Below are 17,594 nucleotides of genomic sequence, written 5' to 3'. Positions count from 1 at the left end.
AAGCCGATAAGGTCTCACCAGTCCGACGACGCGGGCCTGCGAAAGGTAAGGCGAGGGGCGGCCGGAAGCATGGGGACTGTCGGGACCAGCGCAGATGGGGTAGTCGGCGAGCGAGGCCAACTGATCAATGTCGCTTACCGCTTGCTCGGTTCGGTGACCGAGGCCGAGGACGCCGTACAGGATGCCTACGCACGCTGGTACGGGCTGCCACAAAGCAGCCAGGACGAGATCCTGTCCCCCGGCGCCTGGCTGACGACGGTGACCAGCCGCATCTGCCTGGACCTGCTCGGCTCGGCGCGGGTCCGCCGTGAACGATATGTCGGCGCGTGGCTGCCCGAGCCGCTGCCCGACCGCACCGAGTGGGATCGCGCGGACGGCGCCGACCCCACCGGCGCCGCAGACCCCGCCGACCAGATCGTCCTGGACGAGTCGGTGTCCATGGCCTTCCTCGTCGTCCTGGAGTCGATGACGCCCGCCGAGCGGGTGGCGTTCGTCCTGCACGACGTCTTCCGGTACCCATTCGCCCAGATCGCCGACGTCCTCGGCCGGACCCCCGCGGCCTGCAAGCAGCTGGCGGCCTCCGCCCGGCGCCGGGTGAGCGTCGCGCACGCTCCGGTGACGGCGACCGGCCAGGCCGACGTGGTGAGGCACGTCAAGGAGGCATGGGAGACAAGGACATCGCAGCCCTCGTCGGTCTCCTGAACCCGGCCGCCGTGATGACCGCCGACGGCGGCGGCATGGTCGACACCGTCCTGCGCCCGGTCGAGGGCGGCGCGCGCATCGCCCAATACATGGTCGCCATTGCCGACAAGGCTCCGGGGCTCGAACTCCTGGAGCGGTCGGTCAACGGTGTGCCGGGCCTGGTGGCCCAGCGTGCCGGTGTCGTCATGACGGTAGCCTCGTTCGACGTCTCCGACGGGCGCGTCACCCGGATCTGGGCGGCCCGCAATCCGGACAAGCTGCGGCCGTGGGGCCGCGGGAGGGCTGGCCAGCCGTAACCTGTAGCGGTGCTGACCTACGACGAACTGTCCACAGCTGAGCGTGCGTTGTGGGATGCCTTCCCCGAAGGGCGGTGGGTGGATCTGCGCACCGGGACGCCTGAGGACGACGATCCCGCTGGGGGAGCACATTGGGACCCCGAACGCACGGTCCGCGCCGAGGTCGTGGCTGCCCTTCTACTGGGCAGCAACACGGAACAGTCGAGCAGTGTCGCCTGCGTCATCAGCCCCCTCTGGCTGCCCGGTTGCTCTGGCTGCGGGAATGCCGGTTGGCCCAGGAAGTCAACTTCCACGCCGCATCGACGCGCACGATCCGGATCACGGGCAGCCGGATCCCCGGGGTGGAGGCCGAACTGGCCCGCATCGACGGCCACCTCGACCTGGAGGGGTCCGTGATGGAAACGGGCCGTCTTTCCCTCATGAATGCTCACGTGGCCGGGGAACTGGACATGGACGGCACGCGGTTCTTGGCGCCCGGGGAATGGGCGGTGTGGGCGGGGGGTCTGGCCATGGGCGGCGGCATCTATTGCCGGGACGGCTTCACCGCGCGAGGCGGGGTGCGGCTGCCGGGCGCGCAGCTGTCCGGTGGCCTGTTCATGCGGGGCGCACGCCTGGAGAACCCCGACGGCGTGGCACTGATCGCGGACAACGTGACAGCCCCGGTGGTGGATATGTCCAAGGGGTTCAGCGCGGCAGGCACCCTGCGGATCCGGGGTGCTCAGATATCGGACCTGCTGACCCTTGAGAGAGCCACCCTCGGCGGCAGCGACACGGCGCTGCTCGGCGTGGGATTGCAGGTGGGAACCTTCGACTTCATCCTTTCCACGCCGCCCCCGGGAGCGGTGGACCTTCAGGGTGCCAGAGCCGCTGTTCTCCACGACCACGAGCAGAGCTGGCCGAAGGAGGTACGGATGGATGGCTTCGTCTACGGCTCCCTCCGCTCCGACAGGACATCCCCGCAGGACGACGTGGCCCACCGCTTGGCGTGGATCCGCCGGAATCCCGGCTACGCCCCGCAGCCGTACGAGCAACTCGCTGCCTGTTACCGCCAGACTGGCCACGACGACGCCGCCCGGAGGGTGCTGCTGGAGAAGCAACGCCACCGCCGCCGCACCCTGACCCCACCCGGACGGGTGTGGGGATACCTGCTCGATGCCGCCGTCGGGTACGGCTATCGCCCCTGGCTGGCCGCCCTCTGGATGACCACGCTCTGCCTGCTCGGCACCCTGGTGTTCAGTGCCCGCTCACCGATTCAGACGAAGCCCGGAGAAGGCAACCCGTTCAATCCCTTCATCTACACCATCGACCTGCTCTTCCCCATCGGCGACTTCGGCCAGCGCAGCGCATGGCATTGGACAGGGGCGACACAGTGGCTGTCATACCTGCTGATCGCCGTCGGATGGCTCCTCACCACAGCTATCGTCGCTGGCGTATCCCGCACCCTGAACAGGAACTGACACGCCCGGCGGGCGAATCCCGGAAGTCGTAGAACGGGGCTCCGCCCATGGGGCCGGGGGCTCAGCGGGCGCCCTTGGGGGTGGGGGTGAAGGTGACGGGGAGGGCGGACAGGCCGCGGACCCAGGCTGAGGGGCGCCAGAGGAGGGTGTCGCTCGGGACGGCGAGGCGTACGTCCGGCAGGCGGTCCAGGAGGACTTCCACGGCGGTCTTGGCGATCGTCTCGGCGATCTCCTGGGCCGGGTGGGGGCAGCGGTGTTCGCCGTGGCCGAAGGAGAGGAAGGCGCTGTTGCCCTCGGTGAAGGCGTGGGAGTCGGGGCGGACCAGGGGGTCGGTGTTGGCGCCGTGGAAGCCGAGGACCAGCAGGTCGCCCTTGCGGATGTGCTTGCCCGCAAGGGTGGTGTCGCGGGTGGCCCAGCGGGCTGCGAGGTTGGCGACGGGGGTGTCCTCCCACAGGACTTCGTTCATGGCCTGGCCGACGCTGTGGCGGCCGCCGGAGAGGGAGAGCGCGAAGCGCTCGTCGGTGAGGAGCAGCCGCAGGGTGTTGCCGATCCAGTCGGCCGTCGGCTGGTGACCGGCCGTCATGATGACGATGAAGTCCTGGACGAGCAGTTCGTCGGAGTATCCCCGGTACGCGGCGACCAGCCGGGACGCCACGTCGGGCGCGGGGGTGGTCCGCTTGGTCGAGGCGAGCTGACGCATCACCAGGTAGACGTGCTGGTACGCCTCGAAGGCGTTCTCCTTGCCGTCGATCGCGTCGTTCATCGCCTGCACGAGGGCCGGGCCCTCGGCGTCGGGGATGCCGTAGATGTGGGCGAGGACCAGTTCCGGCAGCTGCCGGGCGTAGTCGGCGATCAGCTCGGCCTCGCCCTCGTGGCAGAACTCGTCCACCAGCCGGTCGGCGATCAGCTCGGCCTGGCTGCGCAGTTCGTACGGATCGACGGCCTCCAGGGCCTCCCCGATGGCCTCGGCGCGGCGCTGGTGGTCCTCGCCGGTCGCGTACACCACGGACGTCTGATCGCGGCTGATCATGGGGGCGAGCGGCCAGTTCTCGGGCACGTTGTCCCACTGGTTCCACTGGTTCGCGTCCCGCGTGAACAGCTCGGCGTCGTTGGTCACCTGGTGCAGCTCGCGGTAGCCGAGCACCAGCCAGCCGGGTATGTCGCCGTCGAGCAGCACCGGGGCCACCGGCCCGTGCTCGCCCCGCATCTCCCCGTACACCCCGAAGGGGTTGGTCTGGAAGCCGGGCCCGCTCAGTGGCCGCGCGCCCTGGTGGGCGGGGCAGCCGGGCGGCGGTGTGGCGGAGGTGGCCGCGGCGTTCTCGGACGGTCGGGGGTGTGCTGTCATCGATCGGGATCCTTGCGGCCGGGTAGACGTGAGCCAGGACAGAATAGATCGCACAGTCGGCTTTGTGACGGGGCCACCGGATTCGCTGGGGCGAAGCACCTCCGGGAACGGCAAACCCCGGCGCGCGACGAACGCGCCGGGGCCGCGGTCAGGAGCGGGACGAGGCCAGCCAGTCGTCCGCGTACTTCCGGTACGTCCCGTCGTGCGTCGCCAGGTGCACCCACTGGTCGACGTACTCCTTGAACTGCGCATCGGCGCGGGGCAGCGCGTACGCCTTCTCCGAGAACGAGAACGGCTTGTCCGGGTGGACCGCGCACAGTTCGGGGTGGATCTTCGACTGGTAGCGCGTCTCGCTGGCGTCCGTCATCATCACATCCGCCCGGCCGTCGATGATCTCGTCGAAGATCGTGGTGTTGTCGGGGTGGACGGTGAGGGTGGCGCGCTTGATGTGGGCGCGGGCGAACTCCTCGTTGGTGCCGCCCGGGTTGACCACCACGCGCACGCCCGGCCGGTCGATGTCATCCAGCGTCTGGTACTTCTTCTCGTCCTCGCAGCGCACGATCGGCGTCTTGCCGTCGGTGAGATACGGCTCGCTGAAGGCCGCCTTACGCGCCCGGGCCAGGGTCACCGACACCCCGCCCATGCCGATGTCGCAGCGCCCGGCGGCGAGGTCGTCGACGAGCTTCGCCCAGGTCGTGGCGACGAACTTCGGCTTGGCATCGAGGCTTTTGGCCAGGTTGCCCGCCATCGAGATGTCGATGCCGGTGTAGGCGCCGGTCTTGGCGTCGCGATGGCTGAACGGCCGGTAGTCGCCCGTGGTGCAGACGCGCAGCACCCCGCGCCGGGGCACCCGGTCCAGCAGAGTGCCGTGCCCCGCGGTCGAGTTGGCGGCCGAGTCGGCAGTGCGCTTGGCCGCCGTGCCGTCGGCCAGGGCCGAGCCCGCGGCGGTGGCGGCGAGCACGGCGGCGACGGTGGCGAGCGTGACGGCGCGTCTCATGGGGACTCCTCGGCAGCGGCGTGATCACGGCGCGCTCAGGCTGCCAGAAGACGCCGTCCGGGTGAACCCGTCGACCACCTGCTGGAATCCGGCCCTCCGGACCCGGGCCCGTCAGTCCGGGCCGGGCCCGAGCCGGGCCCGAGCCGGGCCCGTCAGCCCGAGCCTGGCCCGTCAGTCCGGACCCGGGCCCGTCAGTACCGCTCCGGGTCCGGGTCGAGCGGCGGGCCGACCTCCGCGAGGCGGGCCAGCAGCTCGGCGGCGCGCTTGGCCACGGTGTCGCGGTCGCCCTCGGACAGCGCCGAGGCCATTCCGCAGGCGACCGCCCCGGCGGCGATCCAGTCCGGCGCGTCGGCCACGGTCACCCCACCGGTCGGTACGAAGGCGGCCTGCGGCAGGGCGGCCCGTACGTCCTTGACCCAGCGCGGCCCGTACGCCGCGGCGGGGAACAGCTTCAGCGCGTCCGCGCCCAGCTCCATCGCGCGCACCGCCTCGGTGGGGGTGGAGACGCCGGGGAAGACCGGCAGGCCGTAGCGGTGGCCGGTGCGGATGACGTCGGGGTCCAGGCTCGGGGAGACGAGGAAGCGGGCGCCCGCGTCGACGGCCATCCGCGCGGAGGCGCCGTCGAGCACCGTGCCCGCGCCGATCACCGCGTCGTCGCCGACCTCCCGGATCAGGGTGGTGACCGCCTCCAGCGCGAAGGGGGTGGTCAGCGAGATCTCCAGGCTGGTGATGCCCGCGGAGAGCAGGCTGTCCGCCGTCGCCGTGGCGTGGTCGTAGCTGTCGCTGCGGACGATGGCGAGGACGCGCTGCGCGAACGCGGCCCGGGTGGTCTCCCAGCGATACACGGCAGTCGCCGCCTTTCCTCTCCTAGGGTCTGCTGCCTGATCGTGCCGCGCCCCTGTGCCTCCGGGATATGCGGCGCTGAGCGGTGTGCGGTTGACGATGTGCGGTGCTGTGGTGCGCTTGGTGATCGTGCTTCTTCCGAACCGTACGACGGGCGCCGGGCCGGAGGTCGGGGGCCGGAGACCCGGGCCCGGGTCCCGGTGGAGGGGCTAGCGGTGGACCCCGTCGCCGCCGGTGACGAGCTCGGCGAGCGCCCGGTCCCGCGCGACCGCGGAGGGCAGCCCGTCCGTATCGGAGGCGGCCTGGACGACGAGCGAGGCGACGCACGCGGCCTCGGCCAGCGCCCGGGGCTCGGAGAGCCCGCGCAGCCTGGCCGACAGGTACCCCGCGGCGAAGCCGTCACCCGCGCCGATCGGGTCGACCAGCGTCACCGAGTGCGGCGACTGCTGCCAGCGGCCGTCCGCGGTGATGACGGTGGCGGAGTGGTCGGCGCGCTTGATCACGACCTCCTGGGTGCCGCCGTCCAGCAGCTCCTGCGCGGCTCCGTCGGCGGGCTGGGCGGTGAGCAGCTCCAGCTCGTCCTCCCCCGCCAGGACGAGGTCCGCCTCGCGCAGCAACGGCCCCGCCGTCTGCGCCCACTGGGCGGCACCGCCCAGCTTGCGCCGGACGTTGGGGTCGAAGGACACCTTCGCCCCGGCCTCCCGGGCCAGATCCACCAGCCGGCGGCTGGCGGCCGCGGCGGTCGGCGAGAGCATCGGCGTGATCCCGGAGATGTGCAGCAGCCGGGCGCCGTCCAGCGCGTCGGGGCCGATCTCGTCGGGGGTGAGACGGGACGCGGCCGATCCCATGCGGTAGTACTGCACGTCGATCGAGCGGTGCGGATGGCTGTCGCGCAGCAGCAGCCCGGTGGGCGCCTGCTCGTCCACGACGGCCCGCGAGACGTCCACCCCGTCGGCGCGCAGCTCGCGCAGCACGGCCTCGCCCGCCGGGTCCGCGCCGACCCGGCCGAGCCAGCGCACCGTGTGGCCGAGCCGGGACAGCCCGGCCGCCACATTGGACTCGGCGCCCGCCACGGAGCGGCGGAAGTGCACGGCGCGGTCGAGCGGGATTCCCGGCTCCGCGAGCAGCAGCAGCATCGCCTCGCCGCACGTGACCACTTCCGGACCGTTCGCCACCGCTGCCTCCCCACACGTCCAGTTCTACGGGAACGGTATCGGCAACCACCGACAAACGGCGGGCCGGGGTGACGAGATCGTTCGTAAAGAGACCGAGATCATTGGCACATGGGCACAGCACAACGGCCGCTGCCCTGGCGGGCGGCGGCCGTTGTGCGTGGGGGGTGGCGGCTCTTGCGGTGCGCCGTGCGGCTGGGGACGGGGCTCAGCAGGCGTAGTCCACCAGGTCGAACGACTCGTAGTGGTCCGCGGTGTAGTAGTCCTCGTCCTTCTTGTCCCCGGTCACGATGCGGCGGGCGCCGCGGTCGTCGGAGCCGGGGGTGATGACGGTGTACTCGTGGTAATAACCGGAGGACTGGGCCGGAAGGATGCCCTCGCGGTTCTGGAAGACCGTGCCGTCCTGCGGGAACGGGTACGGGCCTCCCTTCTCGATCAGGTCGAGGGTGTCATGGGCCTGGGACGGCAGCTTCGAGTAGCAGATGTCGCCGACGTCCGCGACGGCCCGTACCGATACGGCGGCCGCGGGTGCGGCCGGGGTCGCGGTGGCCGTGACGGCCGTGCCGCCGATGAAGAGCGAGGCGGCGAGGGCGCCGAGGGCGCCGATGCGGGTCATCCGTGGGGGGATTTTCATGGCCCCTAGCATGACGCGCGTAGACAGTGACATGTCAATGCCAAGTGACGGGAGTTTTCGGCGAGTTCACATGATGCGGGCGAAGCACGAGGGGGCGTGACCGAACCGTGATTTTGCCTCCGAGGCAAGCTTTTTGCCTGACAGGCGAAGCCCTCGCTATACCGGAGACATGAAGCCGTTCCCCGAGGGGGACCCCGCCGAGCCGCCCGCGGAACCCTCCGCCGAGCTGCCCACCGTCGCTCCCCGCCTGCGCGACCTGCGGCGCGGCAGCGGGCTGACCCTGGAGGCGGCGGCCCACCGCGTCGGGCTCTCCCCCGCGCATCTGTCCCGGCTGGAGACGGGCCGCCGCCAGCCGTCGCTGCCCATGCTGCTGGCCCTGGCCCGTACCTACGGAACCACGGTATCCGACCTCCTCGGCGAGGTGCCGCCGAGTCAGGACCCCATCGTGCGCGCCGACCGGATGGAGGCGCAGGAGGCGGGCGGCTGGACGTACCGGCGGGCCGGTGGCTCCGGCCGGGCGATGCAGGCGCTGCGGCTGCACGTGCCGGAGGGCTCGGGCGCCCAGGACGAACTGGTGCGCGTCCACGCGGGCGAGGAGTGGCTGTACGTCATCGGCGGACGGCTGCGGCTGACCCTCGGGGACGCCGTCCACGTACTGGGCCCCGGCGACGCGGCCCACTTCGACTCGCTCACCCCGCACCGCATCGCCGCCGCCTCCGCCGGCGGTACGGATCTGCTCTTCGTCCACACCCTGCTACAGAGCGGGGCCGCCGAGCTGTGCCTCGGCGACGCCGCCCGCCGCGGAGGAAGGCCCGGAACGCCGTGAACGACGCGACCCCGACCCCGAACCCCCACCCGGACCCGGCCGCCCCGAGGGTGACGCGGGAGCAGGACCGGGCGCCGATCCCGGTCACGGTCCGGGTCTTCATCTACGTCGTCGGCGTGCACGTCTTCGCCGGTTTCCTCTATCTGCTGTTCTACCTGGGTGCCTCCAAGTAGCCCCGGCACCGGCGGCACCGTAAGAAATCCCGGCCCCCCACTCCGCGCGCGATGGCACAATCCCCGGGCATGGACTGGTCACACCTCGGCCCCCCGCTGGACGTACGCCCCCTCTTCCCCGTCGAGCGCGGCGCCCTGCTGGACCTGCTGGCCGGGCTCGGTCCCGACGACTGGCGGCGCCCGACCGCATGCCCCGGGTGGGACGTCCACGATGTGGCCGGGCACCTCCTCCACGACCACGTCCGCCGGCTGTCCGGCGGCCGCGACGGCCACCCCGGGCCGCCCTTCGGCCCCGGCGAGACGCTGCCCGCGTACATCACCCGCACCAACGAGGAGTTCGTACGCGGCACCACCCGGCAGCTCAGCCCCCGGCTGCTGACCGACCTGCTGGCCACGCTGGGGCCGCAGCTGGACGAGTACTGGGCGCGCTGCGACCCGGACGCGCCCGCCGGTTTCGACGTGTCCTGGGCCGCGCCCGGGGTCCAGGCCCCGAACTGGCTGGACACCGCCCGCGAATTCACCGAGTTCTGGGTCCACCAGCAGCAGATGCGCGACGCGGTGGGCCAACCGGGCGCCACCGGCCCGGAACTGCTGCACCCGGTGCTCGACACGTTCCTGCGCGCCCTCCCCCACACCCTCCGCGACCATCCGGCCCCGGACGGCGCCTCGTTGCGGATCCGGGTGCCCGGCCCGGCGGGCGGGCAGTGGACGGCCGTACGCGCGGGGCACCGCTGGCGCCTCGGCACGACCGACGCACCGCCCACCGCCGAGGTGGGGATCGACGCGGACGCGCTGTGGCGCCTGGCCACCCGCGGCATCACCCCGGAGGCGGCCCGCTCCCGGGCGACGATCCACGGGGACGAGCGGCTGGCCGGTGCCGCGCTGACCCTCCTGGCGATCATCCGGGAGCCCGACGAACCGGCCTGAACCGACGGAGCCAGGCAGCTCCGTAACCACCCGGAAGGGGAGCCCACGATGGAGGACCGCGCGGCGTCGACCGCCCGCAGGATGTGGACCCTGTTCGAACCGATCCACGCCGTCGCCTACTTCGCCCCGGAGGCCCTGGCAGCGTACGAGGACGCGGGCCTGCGCGGCTTCTGGCGCGGCTACTTCGCGTGCCGTGCCGCGCCGCTGGGCCCGGTCGGGCCGGAGCCCGTCGCCGCCGCCTTCTTCTCCTTCGCGCCCGCCATGGTCGCCCACGCCCTGCCCGACGTCTGGCAGCTGACCGCCCCCGAACGCGCCCTGGAGATACGGCGCGCGGGCGCCGTGGCCGCCCTGCGACGCCTCCTCACCGGCCACGAACCCGCGGCGGAACGAGCGGCGGAGGCCCTCGTCCCGCGGGCCGCCGGGCTCGACACCGCCGGGCGCGTCCTGGCCGCCGCCCACGCCTCGCTGGACTTCCCCGACCAGCCGCTGGACCGCCTGTGGCACGCCGCCACCCTGCTGCGCGAACACCGCGGCGACGGCCATGTCGCCGCCCTCGTCGCCGCCGGACTGGACGGCTGCGAGGCCCTCGCCCTCCGCGCGGGCACCGACATCCCCCGCAGCGAACTCCAGCCCTACCGCGGCTGGACCGACCAGGAGTGGGAGGCGGCCCGCCTCCACCTCACCGAACGCGGCCTGCTCATCCCGGACGGCACCGCGAGCCGCAACGGGCGCGAACTGCTGCGCGCCGTCGAGTCCGCCACCGACCGCGCCGCGGAACGCCCCTGGCGCGCCCTCGCCCCGGACGCGGTCCAGGCCCTCACCGCCCTCCTCACCCCCGTCTCCCGCGCCTGCGCCGCCGCGCTCCGCTTCCCGAACCCGATCGGCCTGCCCGAGCCGAGCGGCGGGTGACGCAGGACACACCGACCCATGTCACACTCCGCCGAGCTGTTCCGTCAGAGAGGTGTAACGACCTACGACGACACGAGGAGCACACCATGGATGCTCGCCTGAACCTTTTCGGCACCCCGACCGCGGCGAAGTTCCTCAAGCACCTCACCACGGGAGGCAAGGCGGTCTCGGACTCGGCCCTGCCGACCACGACGCAGGAGCTGGTGAAGCTTCGCGCCAGCCAGATCAACGGCTGCGGCTTCTGCACCGACATGCACACCAAGGAGGCCGCGCACGCCGGGGAGACCTCGGTGCGCCTCAACCTGGTCGCGGCCTGGCGAGAGGCCACGGTCTTCACCGACGCCGAGCGGGCCGCGCTGGAGCTGACGGAGCAGGGCACCCGCATCGCCGACGCGGCCGGTGGCGTCACGGACGAGGCCTGGGCCAACGCCGCCAAGCACTACGACGAGGACCAGCTCGCCGCCCTGGTATCCCTCATCGCCCTCATCAACGCCTACAACCGCCTGAACGTCATCGTCCAGCAGCCCGCCGGTGACTACCGGGTCGGCCAGTTCGGATAGTCGGCAGCGCCCGCCCCGGCCCCTCTCGCGGGGCCCGGGGCGTCGCTCAGCGCCGCAGGCGCCCCCGCAGCCCGTACGCCACCGCGCCCGCCGCGATCACCGCGGCTCCCGCCACGACGGACGTGAGGGGCAGGGCGCACGCCAGGGCCGCGCAGCCGAGCAGGCCCACGATCGGGACGGCGCGGGCGGGGCGGCCCTCCGCGGGGGTGAGGGTCCGGGCGGAGGCGTTGGCGATGGCGTAGTAGACGAGCACGCCGAACGAGGAGAAGCCGATCGCGCCGCGGACGTCCGTGGTCGCGGCGAGGACGGCGACGACCGCGCCGACGGCGAGTTCGGCGCGGTGCGGGACGTGGAAGCGGGGGTGGACGGCGGCGAGGGCGGGCGGCAGATGGCGGTCGCGGGCCATCGCGAGGGTGGTGCGCGAGACGCCGAGGATGAGGGCGAGGAGGGAGCCGAGCGCGGCGACCGCCGCGCCGGTGCGGACGACGGGCGCGAGCCCGGGGGCGCCCGCGGCGCGGACCGCTTCGGCGAGCGGGGCGGTGGCGTGGGCGAGGCGGTCCGGGCCGAGGACGGCGAGGACCGCGAGGGCGACGGCCGCGTACGTGACCAGCGTGATGCCGAGGGCGAGCGGGATCGCGCGCGGGATGGTGCGCTCCGGGTCGCGCACCTCCTCGCCGAGGGTCGCGATGCGCGCGTACCCGGCGAAGGCGAAGAACAGCAGTCCGGCGGCCTGGAGGGTGCCGCCGAGCGTGGCGTCGGCGCCGAGGTCGAGGCGGGTGGCCCGGGCGGCGCCGCCGGTCAGGCAGGCGATGACCACGGCGGCGAGCACGGCCAGCACGAGGGCGACGATCAGCCGGGTCAGCCAGGCGGCCTTCTGTACGCCCGCGTAGTTCACTGCGGTCAGCGCCACGACGGCCGCGACGGCGATCGCGTGCGCCTGCCCGGGCCACACGTAGGAGCCCACCGTGAGGGCCATCGCCGCGCAGGAGGCGGTCTTGCCGACGACGAAGCCCCACCCGGCCAGATAGCCCCAGAACTCCCCCAGCCGCTCACGGCCGTAGACATAGGTGCCGCCGGACTGCGGATAGCGGGCGGCCAGCCGGGCGGAGGAGGTGGCGTTGCAGTACGCGACGACGGCGGCCAGGGCCAGCCCCGGCAGCAGCCCGGACCCGGCAGCGGCGGCGGCCGGTCCGAGCGCGGCGAAGATCCCCGCGCCGATCATCGCCCCGAGCCCGATCACCACCGCGTCGAACACTCCGAGGTGCCGCTTCAGCTCCCCGGTGGCGGCTCCCGTCGGCGTCCCCATCGACTCGCTCCTCAGTACGGCCGTACATCGGCACCCGACGATAGAGGAGCGAGGTGACGGCGGGCCACGCCGTGGCTCAGCCGCTCACGTCCATGCGCTGGGTGCCGACGACCGACAGCAGCCGCAGCGCCTCCTCGGACGAGGAGCCGGGGGTCGCGGTGTAGAACACCACCCGCTGGTCCCGGTCGGTGATGTCGAGGGCGTCGCAGTTGACGGTGACGGGGCCGACCATCGGGTGGTGGAAGGTCTTGCACAGGGTCGGCGCGGCGCACACGTCGTGGGAGGCCCACAGCCGGGCGAACTCCTCGCTTCCGTCGAGGAGTTCGGCGATCAGTTCGGCCACCTCGGGATCGTCGGGGTAGCGGGCGGCGGTGGCGCGCAGGGTCCGGGCCGTGGTCCGGGCGAACGCGTCCGCGTCCGACACTCCGTACAGCCGCCGCCCGTTCCGGTGCGGGCCGAGGAAGGCGCGGCGCGCCAGGTTGCGGTCGCGCCGGGGCAGGGCGGAGAAGTCCTCCATGAGGGCGCACGCGAGGTCGTTCCAGGCGATCACCTCGTAGATCGCGGAGGTGACGATCGCGGCGGCCTGCGGCAGCCGGTTCAGCAGGTCGAGGATGCTCTGCCGCACCTCGCGCGAGGGCCCGGGCGGAGGGGCCGGCGGGGCGCCTGCGAGGTGGTGGAGGTGGGCGCGTTCGGCGTCCGACAGGCGCAGGGCCCGGGCCAGCCCGGTCAGCACCTCGCGCGACGGGCGCGGGCCGCGGGCCTGCTCCAGCCGCGTGTAGTACTCGGTCGAGATGAATGCGAGCTGCGCCGCCTCCTCACGGCGCAGCCCCGGGGTGCGCCGCCGCGGCCCGGCGGGCAGCCCCACGTCTGCGGGGGTGATCCGCTCGCGCCTGCTGCGCAGGAAGTCGGCCAGTTCTCGTTTGTCCACGCCTCCAGTGTGGGCGGGACCGCGGGGCGTATCCAGGTACCGCCGGTGCCTGGATGGGCGCCGCGGCCGGACGCAGGCTCGCTGCCATGGACGACACACCGACCACCGAGACAACCACGACCACCGGCACATCCGCGACCGCCTCGCCGGGCCTGCTGACCGGCAAGGTCGCCTTCATCACCGGCGCCGGGCGCGGCATCGGCGCCGCCGCGGCGCGGCTCTTCGCCCGGGAGGGCGCCCGGGTGCTGCTCGCCGCCCGGACGGAGGAGCAGCTGAAGGCGGTGGCCGAGGAGATCCGGGCCGCGGGTGGCACCGCCGACCACGTGGTGTGCGATCTGGCCGACGCGGCGAGCGTACGCGCCGCCGTGGACCGCACCGTGGATCTGTACGGCCGCCTCGACGTCGCCTTCAACAACGGTGCGACGATCACTCCGCCCGGCCCGCTGGACCAGGTGCCGGAGGCCGACTTCGACCACCTCTACGCCGTGAACCTCAAGGGCCCGTGGCTGGCCATGGCCGCCGAGATCGCCGCCATCCGGGCCACCGCCGGGACGGGCGCCATCGTCAACAACTCCAGCATCGGCAGCCTGCGGGGCAACCCCGAACTGCCCGCCTACGGGGCGATGAAGCGGGCGGTCAACAGCCTCACCGAGTCGGCCGCCGTCACGTACGGCCCGGAGGGCATCCGGGTCAACGCCATCGCCCCCGGCGGCACGGTGACCGAGATGATCCGCACCTGGGAGACGCATGCGCCCGACCTGCTGGAGCGGATCACGGCGCACACCCCGCTGCGCCGCACGGCCGACCCCGAGGAGATCGCCCAGGCCGCCGCCTGGCTCCTCAGCGACCGCGCCTCCTATGTGACCGGCACGGTCCTCAGGGTCGACGGCGGCGCGCGGGCCTGACGCGGCCGGGGGTCAGCCCTGCTGCGCCGGTCTCGTCACCGAGTTCTGCGGACGGGATTCAGCCGTCGCCCAGCTCCCCGTGCCGCGCGGCCAGCCGCTTCGCGCCCTCGGGGGTCAGGGAGCCGTGGAGGCGGAGGCGGGCGATGCCGCCGTCCGGGTAGATGTCGATGCGGACGTGGGTCACCGGTGGGGCCTGGTCGAGGAGGAAGCGGTGGACGGTGTCCGGCTGGAGGGGGGTGCGGGGCAGGAGTTCGGTCCAGGGGGCGTCCGCGTCCGCCGTGGTGTCGCGGCCGTAGAGGGCCGCCCAGCCGGGTGAGTTGCCCTTGTAGCAGCCGGTGTCGATCTCGACGGCGCGGATCAGGGCCTGTTCGGTGAGGCGGTAGCGGACCCAGTCGTTGCCCCGGTCGCGGCGGCGGCGGGTCTCCCAGCCCTCGTCCATCTTGTGGGAGCGGCCCGGCTGGATGGAGTTGGCGGGCGGGGAGTAGAAGCGGTCGGAGGCGTCCTCGGCCGCGCCGCCGTTCTCCAGGGCGGCCAGGTCGAAGGTGCCCAGGGCGGTGAGCCAGGCCGGGTCGGGGACGACCTCGCCGTGGACGCGGAGGCGGGCGATGCCGCCGTCGGGGTGCTGCTTGAGGCGCAGGTGGGTGAAGCGGCGGGGAACGGAGACGGGGAAGCCGTTGGCGGCGTGGCCGCCGACGGGGGTGCGGGGGACGAGGGTCGTCCACTCGGTGTCGTCGGCGAGCAGGTCCGCGGGGGACGGGGTGCCCGGCAGCGAGGTGGCCTCCACGCTCACCGCCTGCGGGTAGTTGCCGCGGAAGTGGGCGGTGTCGACCACGATGCCGTGGATGACGCCCGGCGCGCCCAGCCGGATCAGGGCCCAGTCGTGGTCCTCGTCCGCGGGGTGCGGGGTGTCGGCGGAGGCCCCGCGGCGCCGCCTGGTCTCCCAGCCGTCCATGACCTTGCCCTTGTGGCCGAAGTCCGCGGGGTCGAAGTGCGGCGCCTCGGGCCGCAGCAGGTTCTCGCGCTCGGCGAAGAACTCGTCGTTGGCCGCGGTCACGCTGCCGCCGAGCCGCCGGTCGGCGAGGTCGGGGAGGTGGTCGAAGGGGAACTCGGCGGTGCGGTAGTCGGCGTACGGGTCGCCGCCGCCGTACGGGTGGGCGTCGCCGGTGAAACGGGGGGTCGGCGCGGTCATACGCGGGGCTGCCTTTCCAGGAGTCGGCCTGTGGGGAGGGGGCCGGTCGGTGCGCCGTGCTCGGCGATCTTGTGGCCGCGCAGCCAGGTGGACCGTACGACGCCGTGCAGCGTCTTCCCGGCGTACGCGGTGACCTGGTTGCGGTGGTGGAGGGCGGCGGGGTCGACGGTGAAGGTCTCCTCGTGCGCCAGGACCGCGAAGTCGGCGTCCCGGCCCACCTCGATGGCGCCCTTGTGGCGGAGGCCGACCAGGGCGGCGGGGGCCGTGGACATCCACTGGGCGACGTCCGCGAGGGTGTGGCCGCGGCGGCGGGCCTCGGTCCAGATGGCGGGCAGGCCGAGCTGGAGGGAGGAGATGCCGCCCCAGGCCTGCCCGAAGTCGTCGGTCTTCAGGTCCGCGGTGCAGGGCGAGTGGTCGGAGACGACGCAGTCGATGGTGCCGTCGGCCATGCCCTGCCACAGCGCGTCCTGGTTGGCCGCCTCGCGTATCGGCGGGCAGCACTTGAACTCGGTGGCGCCGTCGGGAACTTCCTCGGCGGTGAGGGTGAGGAAGTGCGGGCAGGTCTCGACGGTGATCCGGACGCCTTCGCGGCGCGCGGCGGCGATGCGCGGCAGGGATTCCGCGGAGGACAGATGCAGGATGTGGACCCGGGTGTCCAGGTCGCGGGCGAGGTCGATCAGGCCCTCGATGGCCCGGTTCTCGGCGGCGCGCGGGCGGGAGGCGAGGAAGTCGGCGTAGCGGGGGCCGCTGGGCGGCGGGGCGCCCTCGATCAGGTGCGGGTCCTCCGCGTGGACGATGAGCAGCCCGCCGAAGCCCGCGATCTCGCCGAGGGCGCCCTTGAGCCCGGCCGGGTCGAGGTGCGGGAACTCGTCCACGCCGGAGTGCAGCAGGAAGCACTTGAAGCCGAGGACCCCGGCGTCGTGCAGCGGCCGCAGGTCGGCCGTGTTGCCGGGGATCGCACCGCCCCAGAAGCCGACGTCGATGTGGGCCGCCCGGCGGGCGACGGCCTGCTTGACCTCCAGCGCCTCGACGCTGGTGGTGGGCGGGATGCTGTTGAGGGGCATGTCGACCAGGGTGGTGACGCCACCGGCCGCGGCGGCGCGGGTGGCGGTGGCGAAGCCCTCCCAGTCGGTCCGGCCGGGGTCGTTGACGTGGACGTGGGTGTCGACGAGCCCGGGGAGGAGGACGTCGTCCCCGAGGTCTTCGAGACGCGCCCCCGGCGGGACGCCGGTGTCGTACGGCAGGACGGCCAGAATGCGGCCCTCGTCGGCGGACACGGCGACGGACGCGGCGCGCGGGCCGTCGGGGGTGATCACGCGCGTCGAACGCAGTACCAGGTCCGGGTCCAGTTCCGGGTCCAGCTCGGGCACCCCTACTCCCCTCGATAATTCCGCAACACGGAATAAGTTTTCCGCTTGAAGTCTTCCCTTCTCCTCCGATCTGGTCAAGACTTCCCGGGCACCCCCGTTCGATTCCGTAGCATGAAAGTGGATTTTCGATACGTAGAACGTGGCGCCGAGAGGGACCGGTAGGCTTCCGATGGCCGGTCGGCCGCGATATCCGACGCGGGCGCGAGACCGGTGCTGCCCGCTGCGAAAGGAAACGCCGACGTGCCGTCCGCCGAGTCCAAGACCGCCGCCGCCAACGCCGGTGGCGTCCAGTCCCTGGAGCGCGCCTTCGACCTTCTGGAGCGGATGGCCGACGCCGGGGGCGAGGTCGGGCTGAGCGAACTCTCCGGCAGCAGCGGCCTTCCGCTGCCCACCATCCACCGACTGATGCGCACGCTCGTGGCCTGCGGTTACGTACGCCAGCAGCCCAACCGCCGCTACGCCCTCGGCCCCCGGCTGATCCGGCTCGGCGAAAGCTCGGCCCGGCTGCTGGGCACCTGGGCGCGGCCGTATCTGGCGCGCCTGGTGGAGGAGACAGGCGAGACCGCGAACATGGCGCTGCTGGACGGGGACGAGGTGGTGTACGTCGCCCAGGTGCCCTCCCGCCACTCCATGCGCATGTTCACCGAGGTCGGGCGGCGGGTCCTGCCGCACAGCACCGGCGTCGGCAAGGCGCTGCTGGCCACCGCGCCCCCGGACGAGGTACGCGCCCTGCTGGCCCGGACCGGCATGCCCGCCGCGACGGCGAAGACGATCACCTCGCCGGACGCGTTCCTGGAGGCGCTGCGGCACGTACGCGAGACGGGGTACGCGGTGGACGACAACGAGCAGGAGATGGGCGTGCGCTGCCTGGCGGTGCCCGTGCCGGACTCCCCGACGGCGGCCGCCATCTCGATCTCGGGCCCGGCGGGGCGGGTGACGGACGAGGCCACGCAGGAGATCGTGCCGGTCCTGAAGGAGGTCGCCGCCGACCTGTCGGCCGCGCTCGCCAGCACGGACGGGACCTGACGGGACCTGACGGGACCTGACGGGACCTG

Annotated in this window: 16 protein-coding genes and 2 pseudogenes; 9 read left to right on the top strand and 9 right to left on the bottom strand. The window is 73.1% G+C overall.

Features of this window, described 5'->3' with window-relative positions; genetic code table 11:
- The first annotated feature begins 69 nt into the window (after positions 1 to 69).
- A pseudogene (gene sigJ / locus HYQ63_RS32665) lies at positions 70 to 998 on the top strand (RNA polymerase sigma factor SigJ).
- Positions 999 to 1,007: 9 nt separating this feature from the next.
- Positions 1,008 to 2,455 (top strand): annotated as a pseudogene (locus HYQ63_RS32660) (oxidoreductase).
- A 61-nt stretch (positions 2,456 to 2,516) separates the two neighbouring features.
- On the opposite strand, the gene HYQ63_RS32655 reads toward HYQ63_RS32660, so the two are convergent.
- From HYQ63_RS32655 to HYQ63_RS32635, 5 genes are all read right to left on the bottom strand, one after another.
- A complete protein-coding gene (locus HYQ63_RS32655) occupies positions 2,517 to 3,800 on the bottom strand; it encodes a cytochrome P450 (RefSeq protein WP_257232289.1) in 1,284 nt (427 codons plus the stop codon).
- Between the two features lie 148 nt (positions 3,801 to 3,948).
- Complete coding sequence (locus HYQ63_RS32650; protein ID WP_179937383.1) at positions 3,949 to 4,797, bottom strand: transporter substrate-binding domain-containing protein; 849 nt, start codon at positions 4,795 to 4,797, stop codon at positions 3,949 to 3,951.
- Positions 4,798 to 4,988: 191 nt separating this feature from the next.
- Positions 4,989 to 5,642: a bifunctional 4-hydroxy-2-oxoglutarate aldolase/2-dehydro-3-deoxy-phosphogluconate aldolase gene (locus HYQ63_RS32645; RefSeq protein ID WP_179937382.1), complete on the bottom strand. Its 654-nt coding sequence runs from the start codon at positions 5,640 to 5,642 to the stop codon at positions 4,989 to 4,991.
- A gap of 207 nt (positions 5,643 to 5,849) precedes the next feature.
- Positions 5,850 to 6,815: a sugar kinase gene (locus HYQ63_RS32640; protein ID WP_179937381.1), complete on the bottom strand. Its 966-nt coding sequence runs from the start codon at positions 6,813 to 6,815 to the stop codon at positions 5,850 to 5,852.
- A 205-nt stretch (positions 6,816 to 7,020) separates the two neighbouring features.
- Entirely contained in the window at positions 7,021 to 7,446 is a 426-nt protein-coding gene (locus tag HYQ63_RS32635; RefSeq protein WP_179937380.1) for a ribonuclease, read from the bottom strand.
- Positions 7,447 to 7,615: 169 nt separating this feature from the next.
- On the opposite strand from HYQ63_RS32635, the gene HYQ63_RS32630 reads away from it, so the two are divergent.
- The 5 genes from HYQ63_RS32630 (at position 7,616) to HYQ63_RS32610 (ending at position 10,841) form a co-directional block, all read left to right on the top strand.
- Complete coding sequence (locus tag HYQ63_RS32630; RefSeq protein WP_179937379.1) at positions 7,616 to 8,272, top strand: helix-turn-helix domain-containing protein; 657 nt, start codon at positions 7,616 to 7,618, stop codon at positions 8,270 to 8,272.
- Positions 8,269 to 8,445, top strand: coding sequence for a DUF6126 family protein (locus HYQ63_RS32625; protein WP_179937378.1), 177 nt, complete (start codon positions 8,269 to 8,271; stop codon positions 8,443 to 8,445). The genes HYQ63_RS32630 and HYQ63_RS32625 overlap by 4 nt, the downstream gene beginning before the upstream one ends.
- 69 nt (positions 8,446 to 8,514) lie before the next feature.
- Positions 8,515 to 9,372 (top strand): maleylpyruvate isomerase family mycothiol-dependent enzyme, encoded by an 858-nt coding sequence (locus HYQ63_RS32620; RefSeq protein ID WP_179937377.1) that lies wholly within the window; start codon positions 8,515 to 8,517, stop codon positions 9,370 to 9,372.
- Between the two features lie 48 nt (positions 9,373 to 9,420).
- The gene (locus tag HYQ63_RS32615; RefSeq protein WP_179937376.1) at positions 9,421 to 10,281 is read left to right on the top strand and encodes a hypothetical protein; all 861 of its coding nucleotides are present in this window, start codon (positions 9,421 to 9,423) and stop codon (positions 10,279 to 10,281) included.
- Positions 10,282 to 10,367: 86 nt separating this feature from the next.
- The gene (locus tag HYQ63_RS32610) at positions 10,368 to 10,841 is read left to right on the top strand and encodes a carboxymuconolactone decarboxylase family protein (protein WP_179937375.1); all 474 of its coding nucleotides are present in this window, start codon (positions 10,368 to 10,370) and stop codon (positions 10,839 to 10,841) included.
- Positions 10,842 to 10,887: 46 nt separating this feature from the next.
- On the opposite strand, the gene HYQ63_RS32605 is transcribed toward HYQ63_RS32610, so the two are convergent.
- On the bottom strand, positions 10,888 to 12,147 hold the full coding sequence (locus HYQ63_RS32605; RefSeq protein WP_179937374.1) for an APC family permease: 1,260 nt from the start codon (positions 12,145 to 12,147) through the stop codon (positions 10,888 to 10,890).
- Between the two features lie 76 nt (positions 12,148 to 12,223).
- On the bottom strand, positions 12,224 to 13,075 hold the full coding sequence (locus HYQ63_RS32600) for a helix-turn-helix transcriptional regulator (protein ID WP_179937373.1): 852 nt from the start codon (positions 13,073 to 13,075) through the stop codon (positions 12,224 to 12,226).
- Positions 13,076 to 13,161: 86 nt separating this feature from the next.
- Here HYQ63_RS32600 and HYQ63_RS32595 point away from each other — a divergent pair, with 86 nt between their 5' ends.
- The gene (locus HYQ63_RS32595) at positions 13,162 to 13,980 is read left to right on the top strand and encodes an SDR family NAD(P)-dependent oxidoreductase (protein WP_179937372.1); all 819 of its coding nucleotides are present in this window, start codon (positions 13,162 to 13,164) and stop codon (positions 13,978 to 13,980) included.
- Between the two features lie 58 nt (positions 13,981 to 14,038).
- Here the strand turns inward: HYQ63_RS32595 and alc are convergent, their stop codons facing one another.
- Both alc and allB read right to left on the bottom strand, forming a co-directional pair.
- Complete coding sequence (gene alc, locus HYQ63_RS32590; protein ID WP_179937371.1) at positions 14,039 to 15,169, bottom strand: allantoicase; 1,131 nt, start codon at positions 15,167 to 15,169, stop codon at positions 14,039 to 14,041.
- Entirely contained in the window at positions 15,166 to 16,539 is a 1,374-nt protein-coding gene (gene allB / locus HYQ63_RS32585; RefSeq protein ID WP_373689169.1) for an allantoinase AllB, read from the bottom strand. Before allB ends, alc begins: the two co-directional genes overlap by 4 nt.
- 213 nt (positions 16,540 to 16,752) lie before the next feature.
- On the opposite strand from allB, the gene HYQ63_RS32580 reads away from it, so the two are divergent.
- On the top strand, positions 16,753 to 17,565 hold the full coding sequence (locus tag HYQ63_RS32580; protein ID WP_373689225.1) for an IclR family transcriptional regulator: 813 nt from the start codon (positions 16,753 to 16,755) through the stop codon (positions 17,563 to 17,565).
- The last annotated feature ends 29 nt before the right edge of the window (positions 17,566 to 17,594 follow it).

The sequence above is a fragment of the Streptomyces sp. Rer75 genome (assembly GCF_013414305.1).
Taxonomy (GTDB): Bacteria; Actinomycetota; Actinomycetes; order Streptomycetales; family Streptomycetaceae; genus Streptomyces; species Streptomyces himastatinicus.
Note: the sequence above shows the minus strand (reverse complement) of the source record. Positions and strands in the feature narration are given on the sequence as shown.

Excerpts from the sequence above, each read along its gene's own strand:
- HYQ63_RS32655 (WP_257232289.1), bottom strand. The coding sequence starts at position 3,800 with ATGACAGCACACCCCCGACCGTCCGAGAACGCCGCGGCCACCTCCGCC.
- HYQ63_RS32650 (WP_179937383.1), bottom strand. The coding sequence starts at position 4,797 with ATGAGACGCGCCGTCACGCTCGCCACCGTCGCCGCCGTGCTCGCCGCC.
- HYQ63_RS32635 (WP_179937380.1), bottom strand. The coding sequence starts at position 7,446 with ATGAAAATCCCCCCACGGATGACCCGCATCGGCGCCCTCGGCGCCCTC.
- HYQ63_RS32630 (WP_179937379.1), top strand. The coding sequence starts at position 7,616 with ATGAAGCCGTTCCCCGAGGGGGACCCCGCCGAGCCGCCCGCGGAACCC.
- HYQ63_RS32620 (WP_179937377.1), top strand. The coding sequence starts at position 8,515 with ATGGACTGGTCACACCTCGGCCCCCCGCTGGACGTACGCCCCCTCTTC.
- HYQ63_RS32615 (WP_179937376.1), top strand. The coding sequence starts at position 9,421 with ATGGAGGACCGCGCGGCGTCGACCGCCCGCAGGATGTGGACCCTGTTC.
- HYQ63_RS32610 (WP_179937375.1), top strand. The coding sequence starts at position 10,368 with ATGGATGCTCGCCTGAACCTTTTCGGCACCCCGACCGCGGCGAAGTTC.
- HYQ63_RS32605 (WP_179937374.1), bottom strand. The coding sequence starts at position 12,147 with ATGGGGACGCCGACGGGAGCCGCCACCGGGGAGCTGAAGCGGCACCTC.
- HYQ63_RS32595 (WP_179937372.1), top strand. The coding sequence starts at position 13,162 with ATGGACGACACACCGACCACCGAGACAACCACGACCACCGGCACATCC.
- alc (WP_179937371.1), bottom strand. The coding sequence starts at position 15,169 with ATGACCGCGCCGACCCCCCGTTTCACCGGCGACGCCCACCCGTACGGC.